The following is a 24,961-nucleotide window of genomic DNA, read 5'->3' on the forward strand; positions in this document are numbered from 1 at the left end:
CAGGAGAGGCATAATGAAAACGCTGCTGATAATAGATTCCGAACTTGGGCAGGCTCGCGCTTATATGGCGAAGACCTTGCTGGGCGCGGCTGCGCAGAGCGCAAATCTGCAATTCATCGATAACCCTGGCGAAGCGGAACTGGCTATCGTTTTGGGCAGCCAGGTGCCGAATGACAGTGCACTGAGTGGGAAAAAAGTCTGGCTGGGCGATATTAATCGCGCAGTGGCGCACCCTGAGCTGTTCCTGAGCGAAGCGAAAAATCACGCGAAGCCCTACACAGCACCGGTGGCCGCTACTGTGGCGGCCACCAATGGTCCAAAACGCATTGTAGCTATTACTGCCTGTCCGACAGGGGTAGCGCACACCTTTATGGCGGCGGAAGCGATCGAAACCGAAGCGAAAAAACGCGGCTGGTGGGTGAAAGTGGAAACCCGTGGTTCCGTCGGTGCGGGCAACGCCATTACGCCGGAAGAAGTGGCGCAAGCCGATCTGGTGATTGTGGCGGCAGATATCGAAGTGGACCTGGCGAAATTCGCGGGTAAACCGATGTACCGCACCACTACCGGCCTGGCGCTGAAGAAAACAGCCCAGGAACTGGACAAAGCCGTAGCGGAAGCCAAAACGTACCAACCGACCGGCAAAGCGCAGGCTGAAGCAACAGAAACTAAACAAGAGAGCGCTGGCGCATACCGCCATCTGCTGACGGGCGTCTCCTACATGCTGCCGATGGTGGTGGCGGGTGGGTTGTTGATTGCCCTCTCGTTCGCCTTTGGTATCACGGCGTTTAAAGAAGAAGGTACGCTGGCGGCCGCGCTGATGAAAATCGGTGGGGGTTCTGCATTCGCCCTGATGGTGCCGGTGCTGGCAGGTTACATCGCGTTCTCCATTGCTGACCGTCCAGGTCTGACGCCGGGTCTTATCGGCGGCATGCTGGCAGTGAGCACCGGTTCCGGCTTTATTGGCGGTATTATTGCCGGCTTCCTCGCAGGTTACATTGCGAAAGCCATCAGCAAAAACGTCAAGCTGCCGCCGAGTATGGAAGCGCTGAAACCGATTCTGATCATTCCGTTGTTCTCCAGCCTGATTGTCGGTCTGGCGATGATCTACCTGATCGGTACGCCGGTTGCGAAAATCCTCGCAGGTTTGACCTCCTGGCTGCAAACCATGGGCACGGCTAACGCAGTCCTGCTGGGCGCAATCCTCGGCGGTATGATGTGTACCGACATGGGCGGCCCGGTGAACAAAGCGGCGTACGCATTTGGTGTCGGCCTGCTGAGTACCCAGACTTACGCACCGATGGCGGCGATTATGGCTGCCGGTATGGTGCCGCCGCTGGCAATGGGTCTGGCGACTCTGGTTGCACGCAACAAGTTCGACAAAGGTCAGCGTGAAGGTGGTAAAGCCGCACTGGTTCTCGGTCTGTGCTTTATCTCTGAAGGTGCGATTCCGTTTGCCGCCCGTGACCCGATGCGCGTTATCCCGTGCTGTATCGCCGGTGGTGCGCTGACTGGCGCTATCTCGATGGCGATTGGCGCGAAACTGATGGCGCCGCACGGTGGTCTGTTCGTCCTGCTGATCCCGGGTGCGATTACCCCGGTGGTGGGCTACCTGCTCTCTATCGTTGCAGGTACGCTGCTGGCGGGTCTGGTGTATGCCTTCCTGAAACGTCCGGAAACAGAAGCAGTGGTCGCAAAAGCTGCGTAATACAGTGTCAGTACCAGGGATATCAGAAGGGCCGCGCTTGCGGCCCTTTTTTTATGCTGCGGCGTCGGCGGTTTGTTGCGCTTTCAGCCAGGCGATCTCTTCTGCCCAGATATCCGGGTTAATGGTTTCCAGAATCAGGGGAATACCGTCAAAACGGCTGTCTTGCATAATCCAGCGAAACGCATCGTGGCCGATATTGCCCTCGCCGAGCGAGTGATGGCGGTCAACACGACTGCCGAAGGTGCTTTTCGCATCATTCAGATGCATTCCACGCAGATAGTTGAAACCCACCACGCGGTCGAATTCAGCAAACGTCTCGGCGGTGGCTTTCGCAGTGCGTAAATCATACCCGGCGGCAAAAGCATGGCAGGTATCAATGCAGACGCCAACGCGGGATTTGTCTTCCACGCCATCAATGATGGCTGCCAGATGTTCAAAGCGGAAGCCCAGATTACTGCCCTGGCCTGCGGTGTTTTCGATCACGGCGGTGACGCCTTCGGTTTGCGCCAGCGCGATGTTGATCGACTCGGCAATCCGCACCAGACACTCCTCTTCCGGGATCTGCATCAGGTGGCTGCCAGGGTGGAAGTTCAGCAACGTCAGCCCCAGTTGCTGGCAGCGCGTCAGCTCATCAATAAACGCGTCACGGGATTTTTCCAGCGCATCGGCGACCGGGTGCCCAAGGTTTATCAGGTAGCTGTCGTGCGGCAGGATCTGGCCCGGTTTGAAATGGTATTTTTCGCAGGCGGCTTTGAACTCATCAATGGTTTCTGTACTCAGCGGCGCAGCGCGCCACTGGCGCTGATTCTTGGTAAAGAGCGCAAACGCGGTCGCGTCGATTTCGGCGGCGCGGATGGCGGCATTCGCCACTCCACCTGAGGCGCTCACATGCGCACCAATGTATTTCATAAAAACTCCTTAAAACCCGCCAGGGGAAAGAAACCATCATAGCGGGTCTGCAGGAAAGGGATGTAGTGGTTTATGCCATCAGATGGTGAACAGCCAGGTTTATCGCGCCGCCGCCAACGATCAACCAGATAAACAGCACCAGCCCCAATGCCAGCGGTTTCGCCCCGGCGTTTTTCAGTGCGCTGATGTGAGTGGTCAGCCCCAGCGCCGCCATCGCCATCGCCAGCAGTAAGGTATCCAGTGTGTTTAGCGCCTGGATTAGCGCGGAGGGGAGCAGGTGAAATGAGTTAAAACAGGCGACAGCAACAAAGCCCAGCGCAAACCACGGGATCGTGAGTTTACTTTTCGCTTCGCCGGTGTGCGGGCTGAGTTGTTTAACGCGGGCCGCCAGCAACAATAAAAAGGGGGCCAGCATCATAACCCGCAGCATTTTGGCGATCACCGCCGCATTTTCCGCTTCCGGGCTGATAGCATGCCCGGCGGCGACGACCTGCGCGACTTCGTGCACCGTGGAACCTATCCAGATCCCGTAAGTTTCCGGGCTGAACCAATGCGCCAGCAGGGGATAAAGCGCCGGGTAGATAAAGATCGCCAGCGTCCCGAATATCACCACCGTGGCGACGGCAACCGTCACTTTGCTGGACTCGGCCTTCACCACCGGTTCCGTTGCCAGCACGGCCGCTGCACCGCAGATACTGCTGCCCGCGCCAATAAGCCAGCTGGTTTTTTTATCCAGCCCGAAGAGACGTTGCCCCAGCACGCAGGCCAGTAAAAAGGTACCGGACAGCGTCAGCACATCGATGACGATCCCGCTGACGCCGACCTCTGCGATTTGCGAAAAAGTCAGACGGAAGCCATAAAGAATAATACCCAACCGCAGCAGATGCTGCTTGGCGAACAACACGCCGCTATCGCATGAACGATGCAGGTGAGGGTAAAGCGTATTGCCCACGACCATGCCGAGCAGGATCGCCAGCGTCAGTGCACTGAAACCGATGCCGGCAATTGCCGGAAAGTGGCCGAGCCAGAGAGCCGCGCCGGTGATAAGCATGCTGAGCAGCAGTCCGGGGGCGAAGCGCCATGCAGGATGGCGCGCAGTGTGTAGTGTGATTTCTGTCATAACCTTCTCCTTTCAATAGCGAAAAGGGTACGGCGGACTGGTTTAAAGGTAAAATTGATTATATATTTATAATCAATCTTTATAAGTGGTAAGTGACCTCTCTATGCATATTACTTTGCGTCAGCTTGAAGTCTTTGCTGAAGTGCTGAAAAGCGGCTCCACCACCCAGGCTTCACAGAGGCTGGCGCTCTCCCAATCGGCGGTAAGCGCAGCGCTCACCGACCTGGAAGGCCAGTTGGGCGTGCAGTTATTCGATCGCGTCGGTAAACGACTGGTGGTCAATGAGCACGGTCGGCTGCTCTATCCCAAAGCGCTGGCGGCGCTGGAGCAGGCAACGGAAATAGAGCAACTCTTTCGTGAAGACAATGGCGCGCTGCGCGTGTTTGCCAGTAGCACCATTGGCAATTACATTCTGCCTGAAGTAATTGCCCGCTACCGTCGGGATTTTCCTGAGTTACCGCTGGAGCTGAGCGTAGGCAACAGTCAGGATGTGATCAACGCCGTGGCGGATTTTCGCGTGGACATCGGCCTGATTGAAGGGCCGTGCCACACCGCGGAAATCATTGCTGAACCCTGGCTTGAGGATGAGCTGGTGGTATTCGCTCCCCCTTCCGCACCGCTGTTGCAGAGCGAGGTCACGCTGGAGCGACTGGCCGCAGCGCCGTGGATCCTGCGTGAACGTGGATCCGGCACGCGTGAAATTGTCGACTATTTACTGCTGTCGCATTTGCCGCAGTTTCATCTCGGCATGGAGCTGGGCAATTCCGAAGCCATTAAGCACGCGGTTCGCCACGGTCTGGGCATCAGTTGTCTCTCCCGTCGGGTTATTGCTGAACAGCTGGACACTGGCACGCTGGTGGAAGTCCCGATCCCGCTCCCCCGCTTGGTGCGCACCTTGTGGCGCATTCATCACCGGCAAAAACACCTTTCCAGTGCGCTGAACCGCTTTATTCGCTACTGCGCCATCTGATTGCACCATCATCATGCGTCTGCACCGTTTCAGGGAGCAGACGCAGCGATGAAACTATCGATTCATCCTGAAACTCCACGAATTACGCGCGCTGAGCGCGATATATCGCGTTGGCACATTAGTTGCAGAAAGTGATTCAAAGAATCTTTTGTTTCATGAGCGATGAGGTGTTGACGATGAAAAAGTGGATGATGGCGGCAGCCGGTGCGGCATTAATGATGACATGCGCCGGGCAGGCGCTGGCGGATCAGTTGCAGGATATTCAGAAACGCGGCGTATTGCGCGTCGCCGTACCGCAGGATTTTCCGCCGTTTGGCTCGGTGGGCACGGATCTGAAACCCCAGGGTTACGACATTGATATGGCGGAATACCTGGCGAAAGGCATGAAAGTAAAACTGCAACTGGTGCCGGTCACCAGCGCTAACCGCGTTCCTTACCTGCAAACGAACAAAGTCGATCTGGTTATCTCAAGTCTTGGGAAAAACGCCGAACGCGAAAAAGTGATCGACTTCAGCCGGGCGTACGCACCGTTCTTCCTGGGAGTATTTGGTCCGAAGGAGGCCACATTGCCTGATGCGAAAGCATTGAGCGGCAAATCCATCGGCGTGACCCGCGGCGCGGTTGAAGATATGGTATTGACCGATATCGCCCCGAAAGACGCGGACGTGAAACGCTACGAAGACAACAACACCACGCTGTCGGCGTACATGTCCGGGCAGGTTCAGTACCTCGCCACCGGGAACGTGGTCGTTGCCGCTATCGCGCGTCAGAACCCGCAAAAAGCCCCGGTCAGCCAGTTTATGCTGAAAGACTCGCCGTGCTACATCGGGCTGATGAAAAACGAACCGGCGCTGAAAGCTGAAGTCGACAAGCTGGTGGATCAGGCGCTGAAAGATGGCTCACTGAACACCCTGTCGCAGAAATGGATGCAGGCACCGTTACCGGCCAACTTCGGCGCATAAACGCATGACGACCTCGCTTGATTTCGCTGCGCTCTGGCCTTTCTGGCCGGAGCTGCTGGCCGGATTGTGGACCACCCTGACGCTCACCGCGCTGGCGACGGTAGGCGGTGTGTCGCTGGGGATTGTCGGCGCGGCCCTGCGCAGTGGAAAACCCGGCCTGCTGAGCACGCTATGGGGCGCGTATGTGGAGTTGATCCGCAATACGCCGTTTGTGGTGCAACTGTTCTTTATTGTGTTTGGCTTACCCAGCCTTGGGGTGAAGCTGACCGCCGGGGAAGCGGCGCTGATCGCCATGCTGGTTAACCTCGGCGCGTATAGCACGGAGATTATTCGCGCCGGGATCCAGGTCACGCCGAAAGGGCAGTGGGAAGCAGCGCGTGTGCTGGGGCTGAACAAATCCCAGACATTTTTGCGGGTGATCCTGCCGCCCTCCCTGAAGCGCATTTACCCGGCGCTGGTCAGCCAGTGCATTATCGTGATGCTCGGTTCATCGGTGGTCTCGCAAGTCTCTTATGAAGAACTGACGTTTATGGCCAACCTGATCCAGTCGCGCACGTTTTTAAGTTTTGAAGTCTATTTCGTCACCACATTGCTGTATCTGGCGCTTTCACTGCTGATGCGCCAGGTGTTGCTGGCGATTGGCCGTAAATGGTTAGGGAGCGAGGGCTGATGAGTACCTTTACCGACTGGGATATTCTGCGCAATCTGCTGCTGGCGGCGCGCTGGACGGTGCTGCTGTCGCTGATTGCGTTTCTGTGCGGCACGCTGGTCACGCTGCCGCTGCTGGTATTGCGCATTAGCCGCTGGGGTTGGCCAAAACGCCTGATCAGCGGTTATGCCGCGCTGTTTCAGGGCACGCCGTTGCTGATGCAGCTGTTCCTCGCTTTTTTCGGTCTGGCGCTGTTCGGTATCGATGTAAGCGCATGGACCGCCGCTACGCTGGCGCTCACGTTGTTTACCAGCGCGTTTCTGCTTGATATCTGGTACGGCAGTATCAAAGCCCTGCCAAAAGGGCAGTGGGAAGCTTGCCGCTGCCTGGGATTAAGCTTCGGGCAGACGTTATTTCGCGTGGTTGCACCACAGGCAATACGCATTGCCATTGCGCCCACGGTGGGCTTTTCTGTGCAGGTGATCAAGGGTACGGCGCTGGCATCTATCATCGGCTTTGTTGAGTTAACCAAAGCCGGGACGATGCTGAATAACGTGACCTTTGCCCCGTTTAAAGTCTTTGGCCTGGTCGCACTGGGCTACTTCCTGCTGTGTTATCCGCTGTCGCGCTACAGCCGTTATCTGGAGAAAAAATTCCATGCCGCTCATCACCATTAATGATGTTCAGAAATATTATGGCGACAACCACGTATTAAAAGGCGTAAGCCTGGATATCGAAATGGGCGAAGTGGTGTCGATTATTGGCCGCAGCGGATCTGGCAAAAGCACATTATTACGTTGTATGAATGGGCTGGAAGGTTACCAGGATGGCAGCATTAAGCTCGGCGGTATGACGGTCACCGACAGAGAATCTCAGGCGCGGGAAATCAGCCGTTCTGTGGGCATGGTTTTTCAAAGCTTCAACCTGTTTCCGCATATGACCGCGCTGGAGAATGTGATGCTGGCACCGCGCCGGGTACTGAAATTGCCTGCCGATGAGTGCCGTAAGCTGGCCACTGAAATGCTGGAAAAAGTAGGGCTGGGCGAGCGTATTGATTACTACCCTGCGAACCTCTCGGGCGGGCAACAGCAGCGTGTGGCGATTGCCCGTGCGTTGGCGATGAAACCGAAAGTCTTGCTGTGCGATGAAATTACCTCTGCGCTGGATCCGGAACTGGTCGGCGAGGTGCTGCGCGTGCTCGAGCAGCTTGCTGCCGAAGGGATGACGCTGATCCTCGTCACGCATGAAATGAATTTCGCCCGTGAAGTGGGCGACCGCGTGGTGTTTATGCATCAGGGCAAAGTCTGGGAGCAGGGGGAGAGTAAGTCCTTCTTTACGCAACCCCGTACGCCGGAACTCCAACAGTTTATCGCCTCGGTTCGTGGTCTGAATTGATCCCCCGCTCCCGCAGCCCTGCGGGAGCGTGCTTACACCCTCGTAACATCATCCATTCACTGCTTTACTTATAATTCGCTGCCTATCATGAAGGTCTCTAATAACAGACGTTTTATGCCAGAAGGGCTCCGTTTCGTTTGCTACAATCGCGCCTCATTTTTTGGATGGATAGCTTTTTCTTATGGTTTCCGAAACAAAAACCACACAAGCGCCCACGCTGCGTCGTGAACTGAAGGCGCGTCACCTGACGATGATCGCGATTGGCGGTTCAATCGGCACAGGGTTGTTTGTCGCATCCGGGGCGACCATTTCTTCAGCGGGCCCGGGTGGCGCGCTGTTCTCCTATATTCTTATTGGTTTGATGGTTTACTTCCTGATGACCAGCCTTGGCGAACTCGCCGCGTTTATGCCGGTCTCCGGCTCATTCTCGACCTACGGTCAGAAGTATGTGGAAGAAGGCTTTGGCTTCGCGCTGGGCTGGAACTACTGGTACAACTGGGCGGTGACCATCGCCGTTGACCTGGTGGCGTCGCAACTGGTGATGACCTGGTGGTTCCCGGACACGCCTGGCTGGATCTGGAGTGCGCTGTTCCTGGCGGTGATTTTCCTGCTGAACTACATCTCCGTAAAAGGGTTTGGTGAAGCGGAATACTGGTTCTCGCTGATTAAAGTGGCGACGGTGATTATCTTTATCATCGTTGGCGTGATGATGATTGTCGGTATTTTCCAGGGGGAAAAACCGGCGGGCTGGAGTAACTGGGCCATTGGTGATGCGCCGTTTGCTGGTGGTTTATCGGCGATGATTGGCGTGGCGATGATTGTCGGCTTCTCCTTCCAGGGGACGGAACTGATTGGTATCGCAGCGGGTGAATCGGAAGATCCGGAAAAGAATATTCCGCGCGCGGTGCGTCAGGTGTTCTGGCGTATCCTGCTGTTTTATGTGTTTGCGATCCTGATCATCAGCCTGATTATTCCTTACACCGACCCGAGCCTGCTGCGCAATGATGTGAAAGACATCAGCGTGAGCCCGTTCACCCTGGTGTTCGAGCATGCGGGCCTGCTCTCTGCGGCGGCGGTGATGAATGCGGTGATCCTGACGGCGGTACTGTCGGCGGGTAACTCCGGCATGTATGCCTCCACGCGTATGCTTTACACGCTGGCCTGTGACGGCAAAGCGCCGCGCATCTTCGCCAAACTGTCGAAAGGCGGTGTGCCGCGTAATGCGCTGTATGCCACCACGGTGATTGCTGCGTTGTGCTTCCTGACCTCGATGTTCGGTAATCAGACGGTGTACCTGTGGTTACTCAATACCTCCGGTATGACCGGCTTTATCGCCTGGCTGGGTATTGCCATCAGCCACTACCGTTTCCGCCGTGGTTACGTTGCGCAGGGCCATTCACTGGATAATCTGCCGTACCGCTCCGGTTTCTTCCCGATCGGGCCGATCTTCGCCTTCGTGTTGTGCCTGATCATCACTCTGGGGCAGAACTATCAGGCGTTTCTTGCTGATACCATTGACTGGGGAGCGGTCACGGCGACCTATATCGGTATTCCGCTGTTCCTGGTTATCTGGCTCGGTTACAAATTCTCTAAAGGCACCCGTTTCGTGCGTTACAGCGAAATGGAGTTCCCGGAACGCTTTACCAAGTAAATTCACTCTTTAGCCCTCTGTCCGGAGGGCTTTTTTTTGCCTGCCTGTCTCGCCTGACGTTGTAACAATTTACATAACTTTGAATTTCTAAAATTGATAATAATTATCGTTTACATTAATGTAACTTACTGAATAACAAGGTATCAGCCTGTTTTTTCAGCGCCAGAATACCCCTGACACACCGCCGCCCCGTCAATGTAATGGGGCGCGGTTTATTGCATGTGAGCAGTATTTTTAGCAATTTTTTGTAGTTACCTCATGGAGTTACGGAATGTTTACCTTGAATCCCATCGTCCGGGGAGGCCTCTGCGCGTCCGCACTCTCCCTGGCGCTGCCAGCGATGGCTGCCGTAGAGAGTGGTGAAACGTTGGTGGTGACCGCGTCAGCCAGCGAACAGAACCTGAAAGATGCCCCCGCCAGTATCAGCGTCATTACGCAACAAGACCTCCAGCGTAAACCGGTGCAAAACCTGAAAGATGTGCTGAAAGAGGTGCCTGGCGTACAGCTCACCAATGAAGGGGATAACCGTAAAGGTGTCAGTTTGCGCGGTCTCGACAGCAGCTACACCTTGATCCTGATTGACGGCAAACGCGTCAACTCCCGCAATGCGGTATTCCGCCACAACGATTTCGACCTCAACTGGATCCCGGTGGAAGCGATTGAGCGTATTGAAGTGGTGCGTGGGCCGATGTCTTCTCTGTATGGTTCCGATGCTCTTGGCGGCGTGGTGAATATCATCACCAAAAAAATCGGCCAGAGCTGGACCGGCAGCGTGACCGCTGACAGCACTGTCCAGGAGCACCGGGATCGGGGCGATAGCTGGAATGGTCAGTTCTACACCAGCGGCCCGCTGATTGATGGCGTGCTGGGGCTGAAAGCATACGGCAGTGTGGCGAAGCGCGAGAAAGATCAGCAGCAACCTTCGCAGACCGATGCCAGCGGCCTTACGCCGCGCATGGAGGGCTTCACCAGCCGTGACGGCAACGTTGAGTTCGCCTGGACGCCGACGGCGGATCACGATTTTACCGCCGGTTATGGCTACGATCGCCAGGACCGGAATTCCGACTCGCTGAATAAAAACCGCCTCGACAGGCAGAACTACTCACTGGCGCATAACGGCCGCTGGGGCGTCGGCAACAGTGAACTGAAATTCTACGGTGAGACGATCGACAATAAAAACCCTGGCAACAGCAGCCCGATCCGTTCGCAAAACACCACCGTCGATGGCAAGTATGTGCTTCCGCTTGGCGCTATCAATCAGTTGGTCACCGTTGGCGGTGAGTGGCGGCACGACAAATTACAGGATCCGGTCAACCTGACAGGGGGAAGCAGCAGCGAAACCTCAACTAACCAGTACGCGCTGTTTGTGGAAGATGAGTGGCGCATTGTTGAGCCGCTGGCGCTCACCACCGGCGTGCGCATGGACGATCATGATACCTATGGCGATCACTGGAGCCCGCGTGCTTACCTGGTCTACAGCGCCACCGATACCGTCACGGTCAAAGGCGGCTGGGCGACGGCATTTAAGGCTCCGTCACTGTTGCAGCTCAGCCCGGACTGGGCGACCAACTCTTGTCGTGGCAGTTGCCGCGTGGTGGGCAGCCCGGAACTGAAACCGGAAACCAGCGAAAGTTTTGAACTGGGCCTTTACTACAACGGCGAAGAGGGATGGCTGGAAGGGGTTCAGGGCAGCGTGACCGCCTTCCAGAATAACATTGAGGACATGATCAATATCAGTCGCACCGCCAGCCTGACTGAGGCTCCGGGTTACGCCAACTTCGTTGGCTTTGAACGTAATGCTAACGGCAGACTGGTGCCGGTATTCCGTTACTACAACGTCAATAAAGCGCGGATCCAGGGGCTGGAAACCGAACTGAAAGTGCCGTTGGGCGAGGCATGGAAAGTGACGCTGAACTACACCTATAACGATGGTCGCGATCTCAGCGGCGGTGGCAATAAACCGTTGCAGGATCTGCCGTATCACACCGCCAATGGTACGCTGGACTGGCAAGCGACGCAGGACTGGTCGTTCTATCTCTCCGCAAACTATAGCGGTGAAAAACGTACCGTATCGCAGGGCATGACGCCTGGCGGTTATGTTATCTGGAACGTGGGCGGTGCCTGGCAGGCGAGCAAGAACGTGAAACTGCGCTCCGGCGTGCTGAACCTGGGTGATAAAGATCTGAACCGCGACGACTACAGCTTCAATGAAGAAGGCCGTCGCTACTTTATGGCCGTCGATTACCGCTTCTGACGGGCAAACCCGGCGGTGGGAAGCCGCCGGGGCTGAGATCACTTCAGCAAATACTGCGCATGGAAGCGCAGATGATCTTCAATAAACGACGCAATAAAGTAATAGCTGTGATCGTAACCGGACTGAATACGTAACGTCAGCGGCCAGGATTTTTGCCGCGCGGCTTCCGCCAGCCGTGCCGGTTGCAGTTGATCGGCGAGGAACTGATCGTTATCGCCCTGATCAATCAGCGTTGGGATGGCATCCGCCTCGCCACTTTCCAGCATCAGTACGCAACTGTCCCAGGCACGCCACTGTTCGCTGTCTTCCCCAAGGTAGGCCGCAAACGCTTTTTGCCCCCATGGTACCTGCAACGGGTTAACGATAGGCGCAAACGCAGAAACGCTGGTGTAACGACCGGGGTTTTTCAGCGCCATGATCAGTGCGCCGTGGCCGCCCATAGAGTGCCCGCTGATCGCACAACGTGAACTGACCTTAAATTCCGCAGCGATCAGCGCCGGCAGCTCATCTCGCAGATAGTCATACATCCGGTAATGTGCAGCCCACGGCTGCTGCGTGGCGTTGAGGTAGAACCCGGCGCCTTTGCCTAAATCGTAGCTGTCGGCATCGGCCACCTCGTCGCCGCGCGGGCTGGTGTCCGGCATCACCAGCACAATGCCCAGCTCTGCTGCTACGCGTTGCGCACCGGCTTTGGTGGTGAAATTCTCATCATTGCAGGTCAGGCCGGAGAGCCAGTACAGGACGGGCGGCGCTGTCGCCGTACGCTGCGGCGGTAAAAAGATGCTAAAGGTCATCGTACAGTTGAGTACGGCGGAGTCGTGGCGCCAGCGCTGTTGCCAGCCTTCAAAACAGCGGTGCTCTTCGAGCAATTCCATGCAGGGCTCCTCAGTTAATTCGGGGGTTAGGATGGGGGACATCCATAATAATACAGATTATTCATTGCCCTGTGAGTAACTTTCACTTCCGCATAAATGCCACATATTGCATCATAAACATAACTTTACTTTAACAAACGAGGTGCTCATGGCACGCAAAGTTGCGCTTTGCGGGTTTATTGTGCTGGTGGTGGCGATGGGAATCGGGCGTTTTGCCTTTACGCCGCAGGTGCCGTTAATGATCCGCGATGGCCAGCTCACGTTGACCAGCGCCGGGCTGGTCGCCGCCATCAACTATCTCGGTTATCTGCTGGGTGCGTGGGATGCGATGCGCGCCAGGCATCATATTGAACTGCGCCTGTATGCTGGCATTGGCGGCGCGGTGGCGCTGACGTTCTTGTCATCGATTGCCGATAACGCGCTGCTGCACGGTGCGTTACGGCTGGTGATCGGCGCAATGAGCGGCTGGGCGATGGTGCTGATCGCCGCCTGGACCAACGATCGTCTGGCGCAGGCCGGGCGGCCGGGCTTGAGCGCCGCAGTGTTTGCCGGGCCAGGCGCGGGTATCGCATTGAGCGGTCTGCTGGCGGTGGCGATCCAGGCCAAAGGGCTGACGGCGGCATCCGCATGGCAGGTCTATGGCGTGCTGGCGCTGTTACTGGTGACGTTTATCGCGCGTTATCTGCCGCGACCGGGTGAGTGGCACCGGCCTGGCGTAAAAGCGCAGCCGCTGCACCTGACGCCGGATCTCAAGCGTCTGGTATGGAGCTATAGCCTTGCCGGATTTGGTTATATTTTGCCAGCGACATTTCTGTCGCAAATGGCGGCGCTGCGTTTTCCTGGCAGTATATTCGCCCAGTTTGTCTGGCCGGTATTTGGCGCGGCATCGGTGGTGGGAATTACGTTAAGCATCTTGCTGCGTCATGTGGGCCACAGCTATCAACGTCTGGCGATCGTCCTGTGGTTACAGGGTGCTGGCGTGCTGGCGGCATGGCTGCTGCCTGGGATGAGCGGTCTGGTCATTGGCGCGCTGCTGGTGGGCGGTGGTTTTCTCTGTGCGGTACAGTTGTCGCTGTTGTACGGACGGGAACTCGCCCCCGATCACACCCGCTATATGGCCGGGTTGCTGACCACCGGTTATGCGTTGGGGCAACTGGTGGGGCCGATGACGTCGGCGCTCTCGACCTGGCTGACGCAACGCCTTGAACCGGCGCTTGGGGTGGCGGCGTTAGCCCTGCTGATTGGCGGTGTTCTGGTGTGGAAACCGACACCCAGAAAGTCGGCGGAATTTCAATAATTATCGGCGTCAGGACTGGATTATGTGCGCGACCTCACGCACAATGATCGTTCACTTCGCCTGCGCTAAAGGCGAAGCACGCCACACCTGCAGGAGAATAAAAAATGTCATCACTCAGTAAAGAAGCGGCTCTCGTCCATGAGGCTTTAGTCGCCCGCGGCCTGGAAACACCGCTGCGTCCGCCGGTCCGTGAAACGGACAACGAAACCCGCAAGCGTCTGATTGCCGGCCATATGACCGAGATTATGCAACTGCTTAACCTCGATCTGAATGATGACAGCCTGATGGAAACGCCGCATCGCATTGCCAAAATGTATGTCGATGAGATCTTCTCCGGCCTTGATTACGCCAACTTCCCGAAGATCACCGTGATTGAAAACAAAATGAAAGTGGATGAGATGGTCACGGTACGCGATATTACGCTGACCAGCACCTGCGAGCACCACTTCGTGACCATCGACGGGAAAGCGACAGTTGCGTATATCCCGAAAGAGTCGGTGATTGGTTTATCAAAAATTAACCGCATTGTGCAGTTCTTTGCCCAGCGTCCGCAGGTGCAGGAACGCTTAACGCAGCAGATCCTTACAGCGCTGCAAACCTTGCTTGGCACCAATAATGTGGCGGTATCCATTGATGCAGTGCATTATTGTGTGAAAGCGCGCGGCATCCGCGATGCCACCAGCGCCACCACCACCACCTCTCTGGGCGGTTTGTTCAAATCGAGCCAGAATACCCGCCAGGAGTTCCTGCGCGCTGTTCGCCACCATAACTGATTATCGGGGAGCCGGAGACATGGAACGGAATGTCACGCTGGATTTTGTTCGTGGCATCGCCATTCTTGGGATCCTGCTTCTGAATATCACCGCCTTTGGGTTACCAAAGGCGGCCTATACCAACCCTGCCTGGTATGGCGAGATCACGCAACGTGACGCCTGGACCTGGGCGTTGCTCGATCTCTTCGCGCAGGTAAAATTCCTTTCGCTGTTTGCCCTCTTATTTGGTGCGGGTTTGCAAATGCTGCTGCCGCGCGGTAAACGCTGGATCCAGTCGCGGCTGACCTTGCTGGTCTTGCTGGGCTTTATTCACGCTCTCTTTTTCTGGGATGGCGATATTCTTCTGGCTTACGGGCTGGTGGGGTTGATTGCCTGGCGCATGGTGCGTGATGCGCAAAGTGTGAAGACGATGTTCAATACCGGCGTTGTGCTCTATCTGATGGGCATTGTGGTGCTGCTGTTGCTGGGCGGTATTTCTGGCAGTGAGCCAAACCGCTCCTGGTTGCCGGATGCGGCGAACCTGCAATATGAAGTCTGGTGGAAAACCAGCGGCAGCATGATAGAAGCGATCAGCAACCGGGCGGACATGTTATCCAATGCGTTGCTGGCGCTCGGCGCGCAGTATGGCTGGCAACTGGCGGGATTGATGCTGCTGGGGGCAGCGCTGATGCGCAGCGGTTGGCTGAAAGGGCAATTCAGCCTGCGGCATTACCGGCGCGTTGGCGCGCTACTGATTACGCTGGGTATGCTGATTAACCTGCCTGCGATTGTCGCGCAGTGGCAGCTTGGCTGGTCATATCGCTGGTGCGCCTTTATTTTGCAGGCACCGCGCGAACTGAGCGCGCCGTTTCAGGCCATAGGTTATGCCGCGCTGGCGTATGGCTTCTGGCCGCAGATTGGCGCCAGCAAATGGGCCAATGCGATCGCCTGCGTTGGCCGCATGGCATTAAGCAACTACCTGCTGCAAACGGTGATTTGCATTACCTTGTTTAATCACTTCGGCTTATTTATGAAGTTCGACCGTCTCCAGTTGCTGGCCTTTGTTCCGCCGGTATGGGCTGCCAACATTCTGTTTTCTCTCTTCTGGCTTAAGCATTTTCGTCAGGGGCCGATGGAGTGGTTGTGGCGGCAATTCACCGCGCGTGCTGCGGGGACAGCATTAGCGCGAACATCCAGATAACGATCTGGATCACAATCGTTAACAAAACGGATGTAACCGTTTCCATTCATGTGATGTCACTCACGCAGCAATCTCCCGCCGACTGACAGAATAGCCTCCTTACTTAACCCAGGGGGTGACTGTGAACTGCCGCAATCCAGTAAAGGTGAGTAAAAATGATCACCATTCGTGACGTTGCCCGTCAGGCGGGCGTCTCTGTCGCGACGGTTTCCCGCGTGCTGAATAACAGCGCGCTGGTAAGCCAGGATACGCGTGAAACGGTGATGAAGGCGGTCGCTCAACTTGGCTATCGCCCGAATGCCAACGCGCAGGCGCTTGCCACGCAGGTCAGCGATACCATCGGCGTGGTGGTGATGGATGTGTCCGACGCCTTCTTCGGCGCACTGGTGAAGGCGGTAGACACCGTGGCCCAGCAACATCAAAAGTATGTGCTGATTGGCAACAGTTACCACGAGGCGGAAAAAGAGCGTCATTCCATTGAGGTTCTGATTCGCCAGCGTTGTAACGCATTGATTGTTCACTCGAAAGCGTTAAGTGATGAAGAGCTGATTGGCTTTATGGATCAGGTGCCGGGCATGGTGTTGATCAACCGTCTGGTGCCGGGTTATGCCCATCGCTGCGTCTGTCTGGATAACATCAGCGGCGCGATGATGGCGACGCGTATGTTGCTCAACCATGGTCATCAGCGCATCGGCTATCTGGCTTCCAGTCACCATATTGAAGATAACGATTTGCGCCGCGAAGGCTGGTTCCGCGCCCTGGAAGAGCAGGGGATAGCTGCGCCGGATAGCTGGGTTGGCACCGGCTCGCCGGATATGCAGGGCGGAGAAGCGGCGATGGTTGAACTGCTGGGGCGCAATTTGCAGCTCACGGCGGTGTTTGCCTACAACGACAGCATGGCTGCCGGGGCGCTGACTGCGCTGAAAGATAACGGCATTGCGGTGCCACAGCATTTGTCATTGATTGGTTTCGATGATATCCCGATTGCGCGCTACACCGACCCACAGCTCACCACCGTGCGCTATCCGGTGGCGTCGATGGCGCGCCTCGCGACCGAGCTGGCGCTGCTGGGGGCCGCAGGAAAGCTGGATCCGCAGGAATCTCACTGCTTTATGCCCACGCTGGTGCGCCGCCATTCGGTGACCGGCCGACAAACTGTGGCTTCGATCACTAACTTATAATGTTCGTGGATGTAACCGTTTTCAATCTGTGAGTAAATTCACAGTATCTTAACAAGGCGCTGACTATGATGTCAGCGTCTTAGAAGCTGAAACACGATGTAACGGTGATTATTCACTTTAACAGCGCATAGCTGCGCTGACACATCGAAGAAAGCGAATTTTTGGAGCGTTACCGTACACGGACGAATGGATTTTTTAGAGTGAACTTCGGTCGAAAGTAACGTTTCAATAACATACTTCCCACCGAGCATTTTTCACAAGAACTACCCTGCATATAAAAAACCGGAGATACCATGAATAAGAAGGTGTTGACTCTGTCTGCTGTAATGGCAAGCATGCTTTTCGGCGCAGCCGCACACGCAGCGGATACCCGCATTGGTGTGACCATCTATAAGTATGACGACAATTTTATGTCCGTTGTGCGTAAGGCGATTGAGAAAGATGCCAAAGAAGCGCCGAATGTTCAGCTGCTGATGAACGACTCCCAGAATGACCAATCCAAACAGAATGACCAGATTGACGTTCTGCTGGCGAAAGGCGTGAAAGCGCTGGCCATCAACCTGGTTGACCCGGCTGCTGCAGGCACCGTTATTGAGAAAGCCCGTGGTCAGAATGTGCCAGTGGTGTTCTTCAACAAAGAACCTTCCCGTAAAGCGCTGGATAGCTATGACAAAGCGTACTACGTCGGTACCGACTCTAAAGAATCCGGTGTGATTCAGGGTGACCTGATCGCCAAACACTGGGCGGCAAACCAGGGCTGGGACCTGAACAAAGACGGCCAGATCCAGTTTGTACTGCTGAAGGGTGAACCGGGCCATCCGGATGCGGAAGCGCGCACCACTTACGTTATCAAAGAGCTGAACGATAAAGGCATCAAAACCCAGCAACTGGCGTTAGATACCGCAATGTGGGATACCGCTCAGGCGAAAGACAAAATGGACGCCTGGCTCTCCGGCCCGAACGCAAACAAAATTGAAGTGGTTATCGCCAACAACGACGCCATGGCAATGGGTGCTGTTGAAGCGCTGAAAGCGCACAACAAGAGCTCAATTCCGGTATTTGGCGTAGATGCGCTGCCTGAAGCCCTGGCTCTGGTTAAATCCGGCGCAATGGCGGGTACCGTACTGAACGATGCCAACAACCAGGCGAAAGCCAGCTTCGATCTGGCGAAAAACCTCGCCGAAGGTAAAGGCGCGGCCGATGGCACCAACTGGAAAATCGAAAACAAAGTTGTTCGTATTCCTTACGTTGGTGTAGATAAAGACAACCTCGCTCAGATTGCTGGTAAATAATATTTAGCTAGTCTGTTTTCACAGGGCGTATTAAAAAATACGCCCTTTTATAACAACATGATATGCCAGGCCAACAAGGTACAATTATGGTCAGCAATAATACTCAGTCGTCAGGTGAATTCTTGTTGGAAATGAGCAATATCAACAAGTCTTTTCCAGGCGTAAAGGCACTCGATAATGTCAATTTAAAAGTTCGTCCTCATTCCATTCATGCATTAATGGGTGAGAACGGTGCGGGTAAATCAACGTTATTAAAATGTCTTTTTGGGATCTATCAAAAAGATTCCGGCAGCATCCTTTTTCAGGGGAAAGAGATCGATTTCCATTCGGCTAAAGAAGCACTGGAAAATGGTATCTCAATGGTTCACCAGGAACTTAACCTGGTGCTGCAACGTTCCGTGATGGATAACATGTGGTTGGGGCGTTATCCCACTAAAGGCGTGTTTGTCGATCAGGATAAAATGTACCGCGATACGAAAGCTATCTTTGATGAGCTGGATATCGATATTGACCCGCGAGCACGCGTGGGCACATTATCTGTTTCGCAAATGCAGATGATTGAAATTGCGAAAGCGTTCTCCTATGACGCCAAGATCGTTATTATGGATGAACCGACGTCGTCATTGACGGAAAAAGAAGTCAATCATCTGTTTAAAATTATCCGTAAGCTGAAAGATCGCGGCTGCGGTATTGTTTATATCTCTCATAAAATGGAAGAGATATTCCAGCTTTGCGATGAAATAACCATCCTGCGTGACGGCCAGTGGATTGCCACTCAGCCGCTGGAAGGACTGGATATGGATAAGATCATCGCCATGATGGTAGGGCGTTCGCTGAACCAGCGCTTCCCGGACAAGCATAACGAGCCGGGCGAAACGATCCTTGAAGTGCGTAACCTGACCTCGCTGCGTCAACCGTCTATTCGCGATGTCTCCTTTGATTTGCGCAAGGGCGAAATCCTCGGTATCGCCGGTCTGGTTGGCGCAAAACGTACTGATATTGTCGAGACGCTGTTTGGTATCCGCGAGAAATCCGCCGGTACCATTAAACTGCATGGCAAGCTGATTAATAATCATAATGCGAATGAAGCGATTAATAATGGCTTTGCTCTGGTAACCGAAGAACGCCGTTCAACCGGTATTTACGCTTACCTCGATATTGGTTTCAACTCACTGATTTCCAATATTCAGAATTACAAAAACAAAGTCGGTCTGCTGGATAATAGCCGTATGAAGAGTGATACCCAGTGGGTTATCGACTCGATGCGTGTGAAAACACCAGGACACCGTACGCAAATTGGTTCACTGTCTGGTGGTAACCAACAGAAAGTGATTATTGGTCGCTGGTTATTAACCCAGCCAGAAATATTAATGCTCGATGAACCAACACGTGGTATTGACGTTGGCGCGAAATTTGAAATTTATCAGTTGATTGCCGAATTGGCGAAAAAGAATAAGGGGATCATTATTATTTCCTCTGAAATGCCTGAGCTGTTAGGCATCACTGACCGTATTCTGGTAATGAGCAATGGCCTCGTTTCCGGGATTGTTGACACTAAAACCACAACGCAAAACGAAATTCTCCGTCTTGCGTCTTTGCACCTTTAAGATCAGGGGCTCCTCATGAGTGCGTTAAATAAAAAAACTTTTCTCACTTATCTGAAAGACGGCGGCATTTATGTTGTTCTTTTAGTGTTACTGGCCATTATTATTTTCCAGGATCCCACATTCTTAAGTCTGCTGAACTTAAGTAACATTCTGACCCAATCTTCGGTGCGTATTATTATCGCGCTGGGCGTGGCGGGACTGATTGTTACACAGGGTACTGACCTTTCCGCCGGGCGCCAGGTGGGCCTTGCTGCGGTGGTTGCCGCAACACTGCTGCAATCAATGGAAAACGCCAATAAAGTCTTCCCCGATATGGCCACCATGCCGATTCCGGTGGTGATCCTGATTGTTTGCGCCATTGGCGCGATTATCGGGCTGGTGAACGGTATCGTTATTGCTTACCTGAACGTAACGCCGTTTATCACCACGCTGGGTACGATGATTATCGTTTACGGTATTAACTCCCTGTACTACGACTTTGTAGGCGCGTCGCCGATTTCCGGCTTCGACAGCGGTTTCTCTACCTTTACGCAGGGCTTTATTGCGCTGGGCAGTTTCCGCCTGTCGTATATCACCTTCTATGCGTTAATTGCCGTCGCCTTTGTCTGGATCCTGTGGAATAAAACCCGCTTTGGCAAAAATATTTTCGCTATCGGTGGTAACCCGGAAGCGGCGAAAGTGTCCGGCGTGAACGTGGCGCTGAACCTGCTGATGATTTATGCGCTGTCCGGTGTGTTCTATGCCTTCGGCGGTATGCTGGAAGCGGGCCGTATCGGTTCTGCAACCAACAACCTCGGCTTTATGTATGAGCTGGATGCTATCGCGGCTTGTGTGGTGGGCGGCGTTTCCTTCAGCGGCGGCGTGGGTACCGTACTGGGCGTGGTGACCGGTGTGATTATCTTCACCGTTATCAACTACGGTCTGACCTATATCGGTATTAACCCGTACTGGCAGTACATCATCAAGGGCGGCATCATCATCTTTGCCGTGGCGCTGGATTCCCTGAAATACGCGCGTAAGAAATAAGCGTGTCATATTCAACAAGCCCGCTGTTTCAGCGGGCTTTTTTTATGCCTGTCATTAATACGTCATGGATGGGGCGGGTGCGAAAAAACTTTGTCTAAACAAATTTGTTAAATTTTCCGCTTCGATGCTACGCTCAAATAAGGCACAGCATTAATGAGGCAATTCTGATGGACAAAGAATTCGTGTTTCCTGCTTTTCCTGTTATCGGCTGGCAAGTTGGGCCGGTGGAAGATTTGAATGGTGTGGTAGTCAAATTTGGCTACAGTACGTCGCCCTATGGACCTGGCGCGACAACCTTTGATTCGCAATTTTTTAGCCTGACGCCGGAAATGGTCAAAAGCCTGATCTACGACCTGGAGCGCAGTTTGCACCGGTGTGAAGACAAAGTCGCCTGACATGCAACCGAGAGACTACGCGCAGTCGCTGTTGAGACTCTTTTGTGCCCTGCGCGGTAGTTTTCCCTCTTGCAAATATTCGTCCTGACGCGTGTGCAACTGACCGCCGCATTAACAATTAAGTCTATTCTGAATGCCTTCCGCTCCGCAGGTACTTACGCTTGAAAGATAAATCTCTGAAATTAGTATCTGCAGCTCAGAGGGGCGCCTATGAATGTTGTGTATTTTAAAGTTGATCACCTTCCGCACGAAAAAACCGAACATGTGAATTTCTACCTTAAGGGCATTGAATTACTGCGTGATGGCGAAGTGGTTGCCACCCCCGGTGATATCAAGGTCACATTCCTGCCGTTTTACTGTTTTTGCACGGTGCCTACCGGCTTTCGCAAAATCGAATTCAAAATGAAGAACGCAGCACCAGCCCGTATTCACTGCTCGGCGGGGTATTTGAAAACCGGGGAGTACCTTGTCGAAACGCCGGAGGGGGAGACGATATTCTCGTTTAATGCGCTGAGCGGCTTATGGACGCTCGACAGGAATGAGGAGGAGGTTATCGATCACCGCGCGTTTAAGGCACGGGATTTTACCCTTATCAGACCCGTGAAGAACGCAAATCGCAATGTGTCGGCGTACTGACGCCGGATCAGTTTTTCCCTTTCTTTTGCATCTCAAACAGTTGCCCGGCAGTGACGGCCGGGTAACCTTGCGCATTATCCGGAACTTCCTGCAATGACGGAATGGGAACCAGCGGGCCTAAAAAACGTGGCTCGCGCTTGAACATGTACAGATCCGCGATGGTGCCGAGCCGCGCACCGAATTCCCGCACCCGAACGCTCCACATATCTTTTGGCGATGGCACAGCGTAACACTGCGCCTGGATCCCCATATGCTGGGCGATAAATAGCGCGCGCTCACAGTGGAAACGCTGGGTGATAATGATGAAATCGTTGGTATCAAAGACTTTACGCGTGCGGACAATCGAATCGAGGGTGCGAAAACCGGCATAGTCGAGCACGATGTCGGAGGGATCGACGCCAGCGGCAATCAGATCTTTACGCATGGTCATCGGCTCATTATAGCTCTGCAACGCGTTATCGCCGCTGAGCAACAGATAGTTGACCTTGCCGCTGTTATAGGCGTTCAGCGCGCCCTGAATACGGTAACGGTAATATTGATTGATAACGCCAGTGCGGTAGTACTTCGCGGTGCCGAGCACAACGCCTACCTGCCGCCAGGGCAGATCCTGTAAGTCGTCGTAGATATAGGGCGAGGTTTTCCAGCTCATCCAGCGATCGAGACCAAGCGCTGTTAACAGCAGTAAGCCGATCAGGACTAACAGGCTGTATAGCAAACGCTTTAACATGCAGGAGACTCGGTACAGGATTGAAATTTAACTCAGGCTACTTTACCCGTCCGGCAAGCGCAAGAAACGGAGGTTCAATTGCGGGCTTTTTCATCACTGCGGGCGTGAACCCGCAGTAATGGAGATTATGCCAGCAGTATGCGATCGGTATGCTGGCAGCCCAATGCGCGCAGCGTGGCGACGGTCGCATCCCACTGCGTGAGCGGCGCATCGGCGCGTTCTGCGAGCAGCGCGCGTTGAATGTCTGCGTAATCAAAACCACTCAGGTTGAGCAGGTTTAGCGCCCCCTGCAACGGCGGCAGTGTCGGGTTGAAAGCGGCGTTTTCCGCATAGCTGCCGCAGAAAATACGCCCATCACGACATTCGAGCGCAACCCCGGAGGGGGAATGCGTGTAAGGGGAGTGGCTGCGGTTCGCTGCGCTGATGGCCGCTTGCGCTAATGGTTCTCCGCTCACGGCAAAACCGTGGTTCTGCTCGTCCATCAATAAGGTTTTGATCTCCAGATCTTTTGGGCCAAAAGCGTCCGGCAGATAATCGCCCAGCGTATGGGGCGCGCGTCCCGGCAGGTTAATGCGTAAACTCAGTCCGCTGTTCAGTTCATTCATAAACTGGCGGCAATGCCCGCAGGGGGTGTAGTTCACGGTGACGGAAGAGAGGGCTTTTTCGCCGCGTAACCAGGCATGGCTGATGGCGCTCTGCTCGGCGTGCACGGTTTGTTGCATCGTTGCGCCGCGGAACTCCATATTGGCGCCAAAGTACCAGATGCCGCTGACGCCACGGGCAATCGCGCCAACATTGAAATGCGATAAATCGGTGCGGGCACAGGCCGCAGCAAGCGGTAACAGCGCAAAGGCCAGCGCATCATCATCCATGCCGGTGGCGCTACGCAAAGTCGCCACCTGCTCCGCGCTCAGCATAGCGGGGAAGTGCTCATCCGCCAGCAGAGGCGCCAGCGCGGTTTGCAAATCTCCCGCCAGCCCGGAAAACGCAGTGTGAAAACGTGAATGCATGGCGTTGCCTCATAATCGTGTATTGGAACCGTAGTTTACGGGGCAATATCGTGATTATGTGTGATTTTACTCACACTATGTGTGCAACTTATGAAACTGAAATTAAAAATGCGCGACCAATCGCAAAGTTTAACGAAGTACCGCAACGATCAACGGAAACAGAAATGGTGCCACCAGTGAGGTAATAATTCCGCAGATCACCAATGCCAGCGAACTGAATGCCCCTTCCTGATAATCCACTTCGGCGCAGCGCGCGGTGCCCAGCGCATGTGAAGCCGTGCCCATCGCCAGCCCGCGGGCGGATTTGGTCTGTATGCGCATAAGATTGAGAAAGGTATGACCGAAGACGGCTCCCAGCACACCAACGAAAATCACGCAGACGGCGCTGATGGCGGGAATGCCGCCGATGCTGCCGCCCACGGCCATCGCAATCGGTGTGGTGACCGATTTCGGCAACACCGACGCGGCGATTTCCGGCGTTGCGCCCATCAGCAGGGCGATGGCGGTACCGGAAATCATCGCCACCAGGCTGCCGCAAAAGCAGATGGTGATAATGGATTTCCAGCGCGCGCGGATCTGGTGCAACTGCTCGTAAAGAGGAAACGCCAGCGCGACCACTGCAGGTTGTAGCAAGTCGTTGAGGATTTTGCTGCCCTGAAAGTAGTGATCGTAAGGGATACCGGTTAGCAGCAGGACGGGGATTATCACCACCATGGCGACAAGCAACGGGTTCAGCAGCGGCATTTTGAAACGCGCGGCAAGTTTACGGGCGGCGAAAAAGACCGCCAGCGTCAGTGGCAACGACCACCAAATATACGTCATCATTCTTTATTACCTTCTTGCCCGGCGATTTTACGTTCGCCATGCGCCAGATGGGTGCTCCAGCTCACCACCAGAAATACAATCACCGTACTGACCGCACAGGAAACAATAATCGGACCGAATTGCGCGCGCAGCAGGTCGTAATACTGCATTACGCCAACCCCGATAGGCACAAACAGCAGCGCCATATAACGGATCAATAGATAGCAGCCCGGATTGACCCACTTCGCGGGCAGGATTTGTAGCGCCAGCAGTACGAACATGATCAGCATACCGATAATGCTGCCGGGAATGGTGATGGGCAGAAGGGATGCGATATAGATCCCTGCGTACAGGCAGGCGTAGATAAGTACAAAAGCACGCAGATATTGCCAGATAATATTCAATGATTTACTCATGGTGAAAGCCCTTGCTGAAACGCATTCATCATACAATTAAAGCTAAAAACGTGCTACTGATCACATCATGAATTGTGAGCATACCAAACATTCCATTCTGGAACGTTATGCATTCCCACAAGATTTT

The 24,961-nt window shown here is 54.5% G+C and carries 24 protein-coding genes; 17 read left to right on the forward strand and 7 right to left on the reverse strand.

Translation table 11 applies throughout. The features are described 5' to 3' along the window. Nucleotides 1-13: 13 nt before the first annotated feature. Nucleotides 14-1,705, forward strand: a complete 1,692-nt coding sequence (gene fruA / locus ACQ3G7_RS02055; RefSeq protein ID WP_430888654.1) for a PTS fructose transporter subunit IIBC — start codon at nt 14-16, stop codon at nt 1,703-1,705. A 51-nt stretch (nt 1,706-1,756) separates the two neighbouring features. Here the strand turns inward: fruA and nfo are convergent, their stop codons facing one another. Then, complete coding sequence (gene nfo, locus ACQ3G7_RS02060; protein WP_430888655.1) at nt 1,757-2,614, reverse strand: deoxyribonuclease IV; 858 nt, start codon at nt 2,612-2,614, stop codon at nt 1,757-1,759. A gap of 70 nt (nt 2,615-2,684) precedes the next feature. After that, nucleotides 2,685-3,734 carry a YeiH family putative sulfate export transporter gene (locus tag ACQ3G7_RS02065; protein ID WP_430888656.1) on the reverse strand — a complete coding sequence of 350 codons (1,050 nt, stop codon included), beginning with the start codon at nt 3,732-3,734 and terminating at the stop codon, nt 2,685-2,687. A 103-nt stretch (nt 3,735-3,837) separates the two neighbouring features. Here ACQ3G7_RS02065 and yieE point away from each other — a divergent pair, with 103 nt between their 5' ends. From yieE to cirA, 7 genes are all read left to right on the forward strand, one after another. Then, nucleotides 3,838-4,704, forward strand: a complete 867-nt coding sequence (gene yieE, locus ACQ3G7_RS02070; RefSeq protein ID WP_263100090.1) for a DNA-binding transcriptional regulator YeiE — start codon at nt 3,838-3,840, stop codon at nt 4,702-4,704. 176 nt (nt 4,705-4,880) lie between these two features. After that, complete coding sequence (locus ACQ3G7_RS02075) at nt 4,881-5,666, forward strand: transporter substrate-binding domain-containing protein (protein WP_061499851.1); 786 nt, start codon at nt 4,881-4,883, stop codon at nt 5,664-5,666. Nucleotides 5,667-5,670: 4 nt separating this feature from the next. Next, nucleotides 5,671-6,336 (forward strand): amino acid ABC transporter permease, encoded by a 666-nt coding sequence (locus ACQ3G7_RS02080; RefSeq protein WP_263100091.1) that lies wholly within the window; start codon nt 5,671-5,673, stop codon nt 6,334-6,336. Continuing rightward, a complete protein-coding gene (locus ACQ3G7_RS02085; RefSeq protein WP_263100092.1) occupies nt 6,336-6,992 on the forward strand; it encodes an amino acid ABC transporter permease in 657 nt (218 codons plus the stop codon). The genes ACQ3G7_RS02080 and ACQ3G7_RS02085 overlap by 1 nt, the downstream gene beginning before the upstream one ends. Then, nucleotides 6,973-7,710, forward strand: coding sequence for an amino acid ABC transporter ATP-binding protein (locus ACQ3G7_RS02090; RefSeq protein ID WP_430888657.1), 738 nt, complete (start codon nt 6,973-6,975; stop codon nt 7,708-7,710). The genes ACQ3G7_RS02085 and ACQ3G7_RS02090 overlap by 20 nt, the downstream gene beginning before the upstream one ends. Before the next feature lie 181 nt (nt 7,711-7,891). Continuing rightward, the gene (locus ACQ3G7_RS02095; RefSeq protein ID WP_263100095.1) at nt 7,892-9,361 is read left to right on the forward strand and encodes an amino acid permease; all 1,470 of its coding nucleotides are present in this window, start codon (nt 7,892-7,894) and stop codon (nt 9,359-9,361) included. Nucleotides 9,362-9,632: 271 nt separating this feature from the next. Then, nucleotides 9,633-11,615 carry a catecholate siderophore receptor CirA gene (cirA, locus tag ACQ3G7_RS02100; protein ID WP_430888658.1) on the forward strand — a complete coding sequence of 661 codons (1,983 nt, stop codon included), beginning with the start codon at nt 9,633-9,635 and terminating at the stop codon, nt 11,613-11,615. A gap of 38 nt (nt 11,616-11,653) precedes the next feature. Here cirA and fghA read toward each other — a convergent pair whose 3' ends face one another. Continuing rightward, the gene (fghA, locus tag ACQ3G7_RS02105) at nt 11,654-12,490 is read right to left on the reverse strand and encodes an S-formylglutathione hydrolase (protein ID WP_430888659.1); all 837 of its coding nucleotides are present in this window, start codon (nt 12,488-12,490) and stop codon (nt 11,654-11,656) included. Between the two features lie 148 nt (nt 12,491-12,638). Between fghA and ACQ3G7_RS02110 the strand changes: the two genes are divergently transcribed. The 9 genes from ACQ3G7_RS02110 to ACQ3G7_RS02150 all read left to right on the forward strand — a co-directional run bounded on the left by ACQ3G7_RS02110 (nt 12,639) and on the right by ACQ3G7_RS02150 (nt 21,877). Next, complete coding sequence (locus tag ACQ3G7_RS02110) at nt 12,639-13,787, forward strand: YbfB/YjiJ family MFS transporter (protein ID WP_430888660.1); 1,149 nt, start codon at nt 12,639-12,641, stop codon at nt 13,785-13,787. 104 nt (nt 13,788-13,891) lie between these two features. Next, a complete protein-coding gene (gene folE / locus ACQ3G7_RS02115; RefSeq protein ID WP_061493997.1) occupies nt 13,892-14,560 on the forward strand; it encodes a GTP cyclohydrolase I FolE in 669 nt (222 codons plus the stop codon). Between the two features lie 19 nt (nt 14,561-14,579). Continuing rightward, nucleotides 14,580-15,740, forward strand: coding sequence for a DUF418 domain-containing protein YeiB (gene yeiB, locus ACQ3G7_RS02120; RefSeq protein WP_430888661.1), 1,161 nt, complete (start codon nt 14,580-14,582; stop codon nt 15,738-15,740). 155 nt (nt 15,741-15,895) lie between these two features. Next, nucleotides 15,896-16,921, forward strand: coding sequence for an HTH-type transcriptional regulator GalS (gene galS, locus ACQ3G7_RS02125; protein ID WP_263100102.1), 1,026 nt, complete (start codon nt 15,896-15,898; stop codon nt 16,919-16,921). A gap of 293 nt (nt 16,922-17,214) precedes the next feature. Then, on the forward strand, nt 17,215-18,213 hold the full coding sequence (mglB, locus tag ACQ3G7_RS02130; protein ID WP_263100103.1) for a galactose/glucose ABC transporter substrate-binding protein MglB: 999 nt from the start codon (nt 17,215-17,217) through the stop codon (nt 18,211-18,213). 86 nt (nt 18,214-18,299) lie between these two features. Beyond that, entirely contained in the window at nt 18,300-19,820 is a 1,521-nt protein-coding gene (gene mglA, locus ACQ3G7_RS02135; protein WP_061494001.1) for a galactose/methyl galactoside ABC transporter ATP-binding protein MglA, read from the forward strand. Between the two features lie 15 nt (nt 19,821-19,835). Then, a complete protein-coding gene (mglC, locus tag ACQ3G7_RS02140; RefSeq protein ID WP_263100105.1) occupies nt 19,836-20,846 on the forward strand; it encodes a galactose/methyl galactoside ABC transporter permease MglC in 1,011 nt (336 codons plus the stop codon). Between the two features lie 167 nt (nt 20,847-21,013). Continuing rightward, on the forward strand, nt 21,014-21,241 hold the full coding sequence (locus tag ACQ3G7_RS02145; protein ID WP_263100106.1) for a BssS family protein: 228 nt from the start codon (nt 21,014-21,016) through the stop codon (nt 21,239-21,241). A 210-nt stretch (nt 21,242-21,451) separates the two neighbouring features. Further along, nucleotides 21,452-21,877, forward strand: a complete 426-nt coding sequence (locus ACQ3G7_RS02150) for a hypothetical protein (RefSeq protein WP_430888662.1) — start codon at nt 21,452-21,454, stop codon at nt 21,875-21,877. A 7-nt stretch (nt 21,878-21,884) separates the two neighbouring features. On the opposite strand, the gene sanA is transcribed toward ACQ3G7_RS02150, so the two are convergent. From sanA to ACQ3G7_RS02170, 4 genes are all read right to left on the reverse strand, one after another. Beyond that, nucleotides 21,885-22,604: an outer membrane permeability protein SanA gene (sanA, locus tag ACQ3G7_RS02155; protein ID WP_263100108.1), complete on the reverse strand. Its 720-nt coding sequence runs from the start codon at nt 22,602-22,604 to the stop codon at nt 21,885-21,887. Between the two features lie 125 nt (nt 22,605-22,729). Next, the gene (gene cdd / locus ACQ3G7_RS02160; RefSeq protein WP_430888663.1) at nt 22,730-23,614 is read right to left on the reverse strand and encodes a cytidine deaminase; all 885 of its coding nucleotides are present in this window, start codon (nt 23,612-23,614) and stop codon (nt 22,730-22,732) included. A gap of 129 nt (nt 23,615-23,743) precedes the next feature. Continuing rightward, nucleotides 23,744-24,439 carry a CidB/LrgB family autolysis modulator gene (locus tag ACQ3G7_RS02165; protein ID WP_430888664.1) on the reverse strand — a complete coding sequence of 232 codons (696 nt, stop codon included), beginning with the start codon at nt 24,437-24,439 and terminating at the stop codon, nt 23,744-23,746. Beyond that, nucleotides 24,436-24,834, reverse strand: a complete 399-nt coding sequence (locus tag ACQ3G7_RS02170) for a CidA/LrgA family protein (protein WP_263100111.1) — start codon at nt 24,832-24,834, stop codon at nt 24,436-24,438. The genes ACQ3G7_RS02165 and ACQ3G7_RS02170 overlap by 4 nt, the downstream gene beginning before the upstream one ends. Between the last annotated feature and the right edge of the window lie 127 nt (nt 24,835-24,961).

The sequence above is a fragment of the Kosakonia sp. N21 genome, from assembly GCF_050587465.1.
In the GTDB taxonomy this organism is placed as follows: Bacteria; Pseudomonadota; Gammaproteobacteria; order Enterobacterales; family Enterobacteriaceae.

Excerpts from the sequence above, each read along its gene's own strand:
- fruA (WP_430888654.1), top strand. The coding sequence starts at position 14 with ATGAAAACGCTGCTGATAATAGATTCCGAACTTGGGCAGGCTCGCGCT.
- nfo (WP_430888655.1), bottom strand. The coding sequence starts at position 2,614 with ATGAAATACATTGGTGCGCATGTGAGCGCCTCAGGTGGAGTGGCGAAT.
- ACQ3G7_RS02065 (WP_430888656.1), bottom strand. The coding sequence starts at position 3,734 with ATGACAGAAATCACACTACACACTGCGCGCCATCCTGCATGGCGCTTC.
- yieE (WP_263100090.1), top strand. The coding sequence starts at position 3,838 with ATGCATATTACTTTGCGTCAGCTTGAAGTCTTTGCTGAAGTGCTGAAA.
- ACQ3G7_RS02075 (WP_061499851.1), top strand. The coding sequence starts at position 4,881 with ATGAAAAAGTGGATGATGGCGGCAGCCGGTGCGGCATTAATGATGACA.
- ACQ3G7_RS02080 (WP_263100091.1), top strand. The coding sequence starts at position 5,671 with ATGACGACCTCGCTTGATTTCGCTGCGCTCTGGCCTTTCTGGCCGGAG.
- ACQ3G7_RS02085 (WP_263100092.1), top strand. The coding sequence starts at position 6,336 with ATGAGTACCTTTACCGACTGGGATATTCTGCGCAATCTGCTGCTGGCG.
- ACQ3G7_RS02090 (WP_430888657.1), top strand. The coding sequence starts at position 6,973 with ATGCCGCTCATCACCATTAATGATGTTCAGAAATATTATGGCGACAAC.
- ACQ3G7_RS02095 (WP_263100095.1), top strand. The coding sequence starts at position 7,892 with ATGGTTTCCGAAACAAAAACCACACAAGCGCCCACGCTGCGTCGTGAA.
- cirA (WP_430888658.1), top strand. The coding sequence starts at position 9,633 with ATGTTTACCTTGAATCCCATCGTCCGGGGAGGCCTCTGCGCGTCCGCA.
- fghA (WP_430888659.1), bottom strand. The coding sequence starts at position 12,490 with ATGGAATTGCTCGAAGAGCACCGCTGTTTTGAAGGCTGGCAACAGCGC.
- ACQ3G7_RS02110 (WP_430888660.1), top strand. The coding sequence starts at position 12,639 with ATGGCACGCAAAGTTGCGCTTTGCGGGTTTATTGTGCTGGTGGTGGCG.
- folE (WP_061493997.1), top strand. The coding sequence starts at position 13,892 with ATGTCATCACTCAGTAAAGAAGCGGCTCTCGTCCATGAGGCTTTAGTC.
- yeiB (WP_430888661.1), top strand. The coding sequence starts at position 14,580 with ATGGAACGGAATGTCACGCTGGATTTTGTTCGTGGCATCGCCATTCTT.
- galS (WP_263100102.1), top strand. The coding sequence starts at position 15,896 with ATGATCACCATTCGTGACGTTGCCCGTCAGGCGGGCGTCTCTGTCGCG.
- mglB (WP_263100103.1), top strand. The coding sequence starts at position 17,215 with ATGAATAAGAAGGTGTTGACTCTGTCTGCTGTAATGGCAAGCATGCTT.
- mglA (WP_061494001.1), top strand. The coding sequence starts at position 18,300 with ATGGTCAGCAATAATACTCAGTCGTCAGGTGAATTCTTGTTGGAAATG.
- mglC (WP_263100105.1), top strand. The coding sequence starts at position 19,836 with ATGAGTGCGTTAAATAAAAAAACTTTTCTCACTTATCTGAAAGACGGC.
- ACQ3G7_RS02145 (WP_263100106.1), top strand. The coding sequence starts at position 21,014 with ATGGACAAAGAATTCGTGTTTCCTGCTTTTCCTGTTATCGGCTGGCAA.
- ACQ3G7_RS02150 (WP_430888662.1), top strand. The coding sequence starts at position 21,452 with ATGAATGTTGTGTATTTTAAAGTTGATCACCTTCCGCACGAAAAAACC.
- sanA (WP_263100108.1), bottom strand. The coding sequence starts at position 22,604 with ATGTTAAAGCGTTTGCTATACAGCCTGTTAGTCCTGATCGGCTTACTG.
- cdd (WP_430888663.1), bottom strand. The coding sequence starts at position 23,614 with ATGCATTCACGTTTTCACACTGCGTTTTCCGGGCTGGCGGGAGATTTG.
- ACQ3G7_RS02165 (WP_430888664.1), bottom strand. The coding sequence starts at position 24,439 with ATGATGACGTATATTTGGTGGTCGTTGCCACTGACGCTGGCGGTCTTT.
- ACQ3G7_RS02170 (WP_263100111.1), bottom strand. The coding sequence starts at position 24,834 with ATGAGTAAATCATTGAATATTATCTGGCAATATCTGCGTGCTTTTGTA.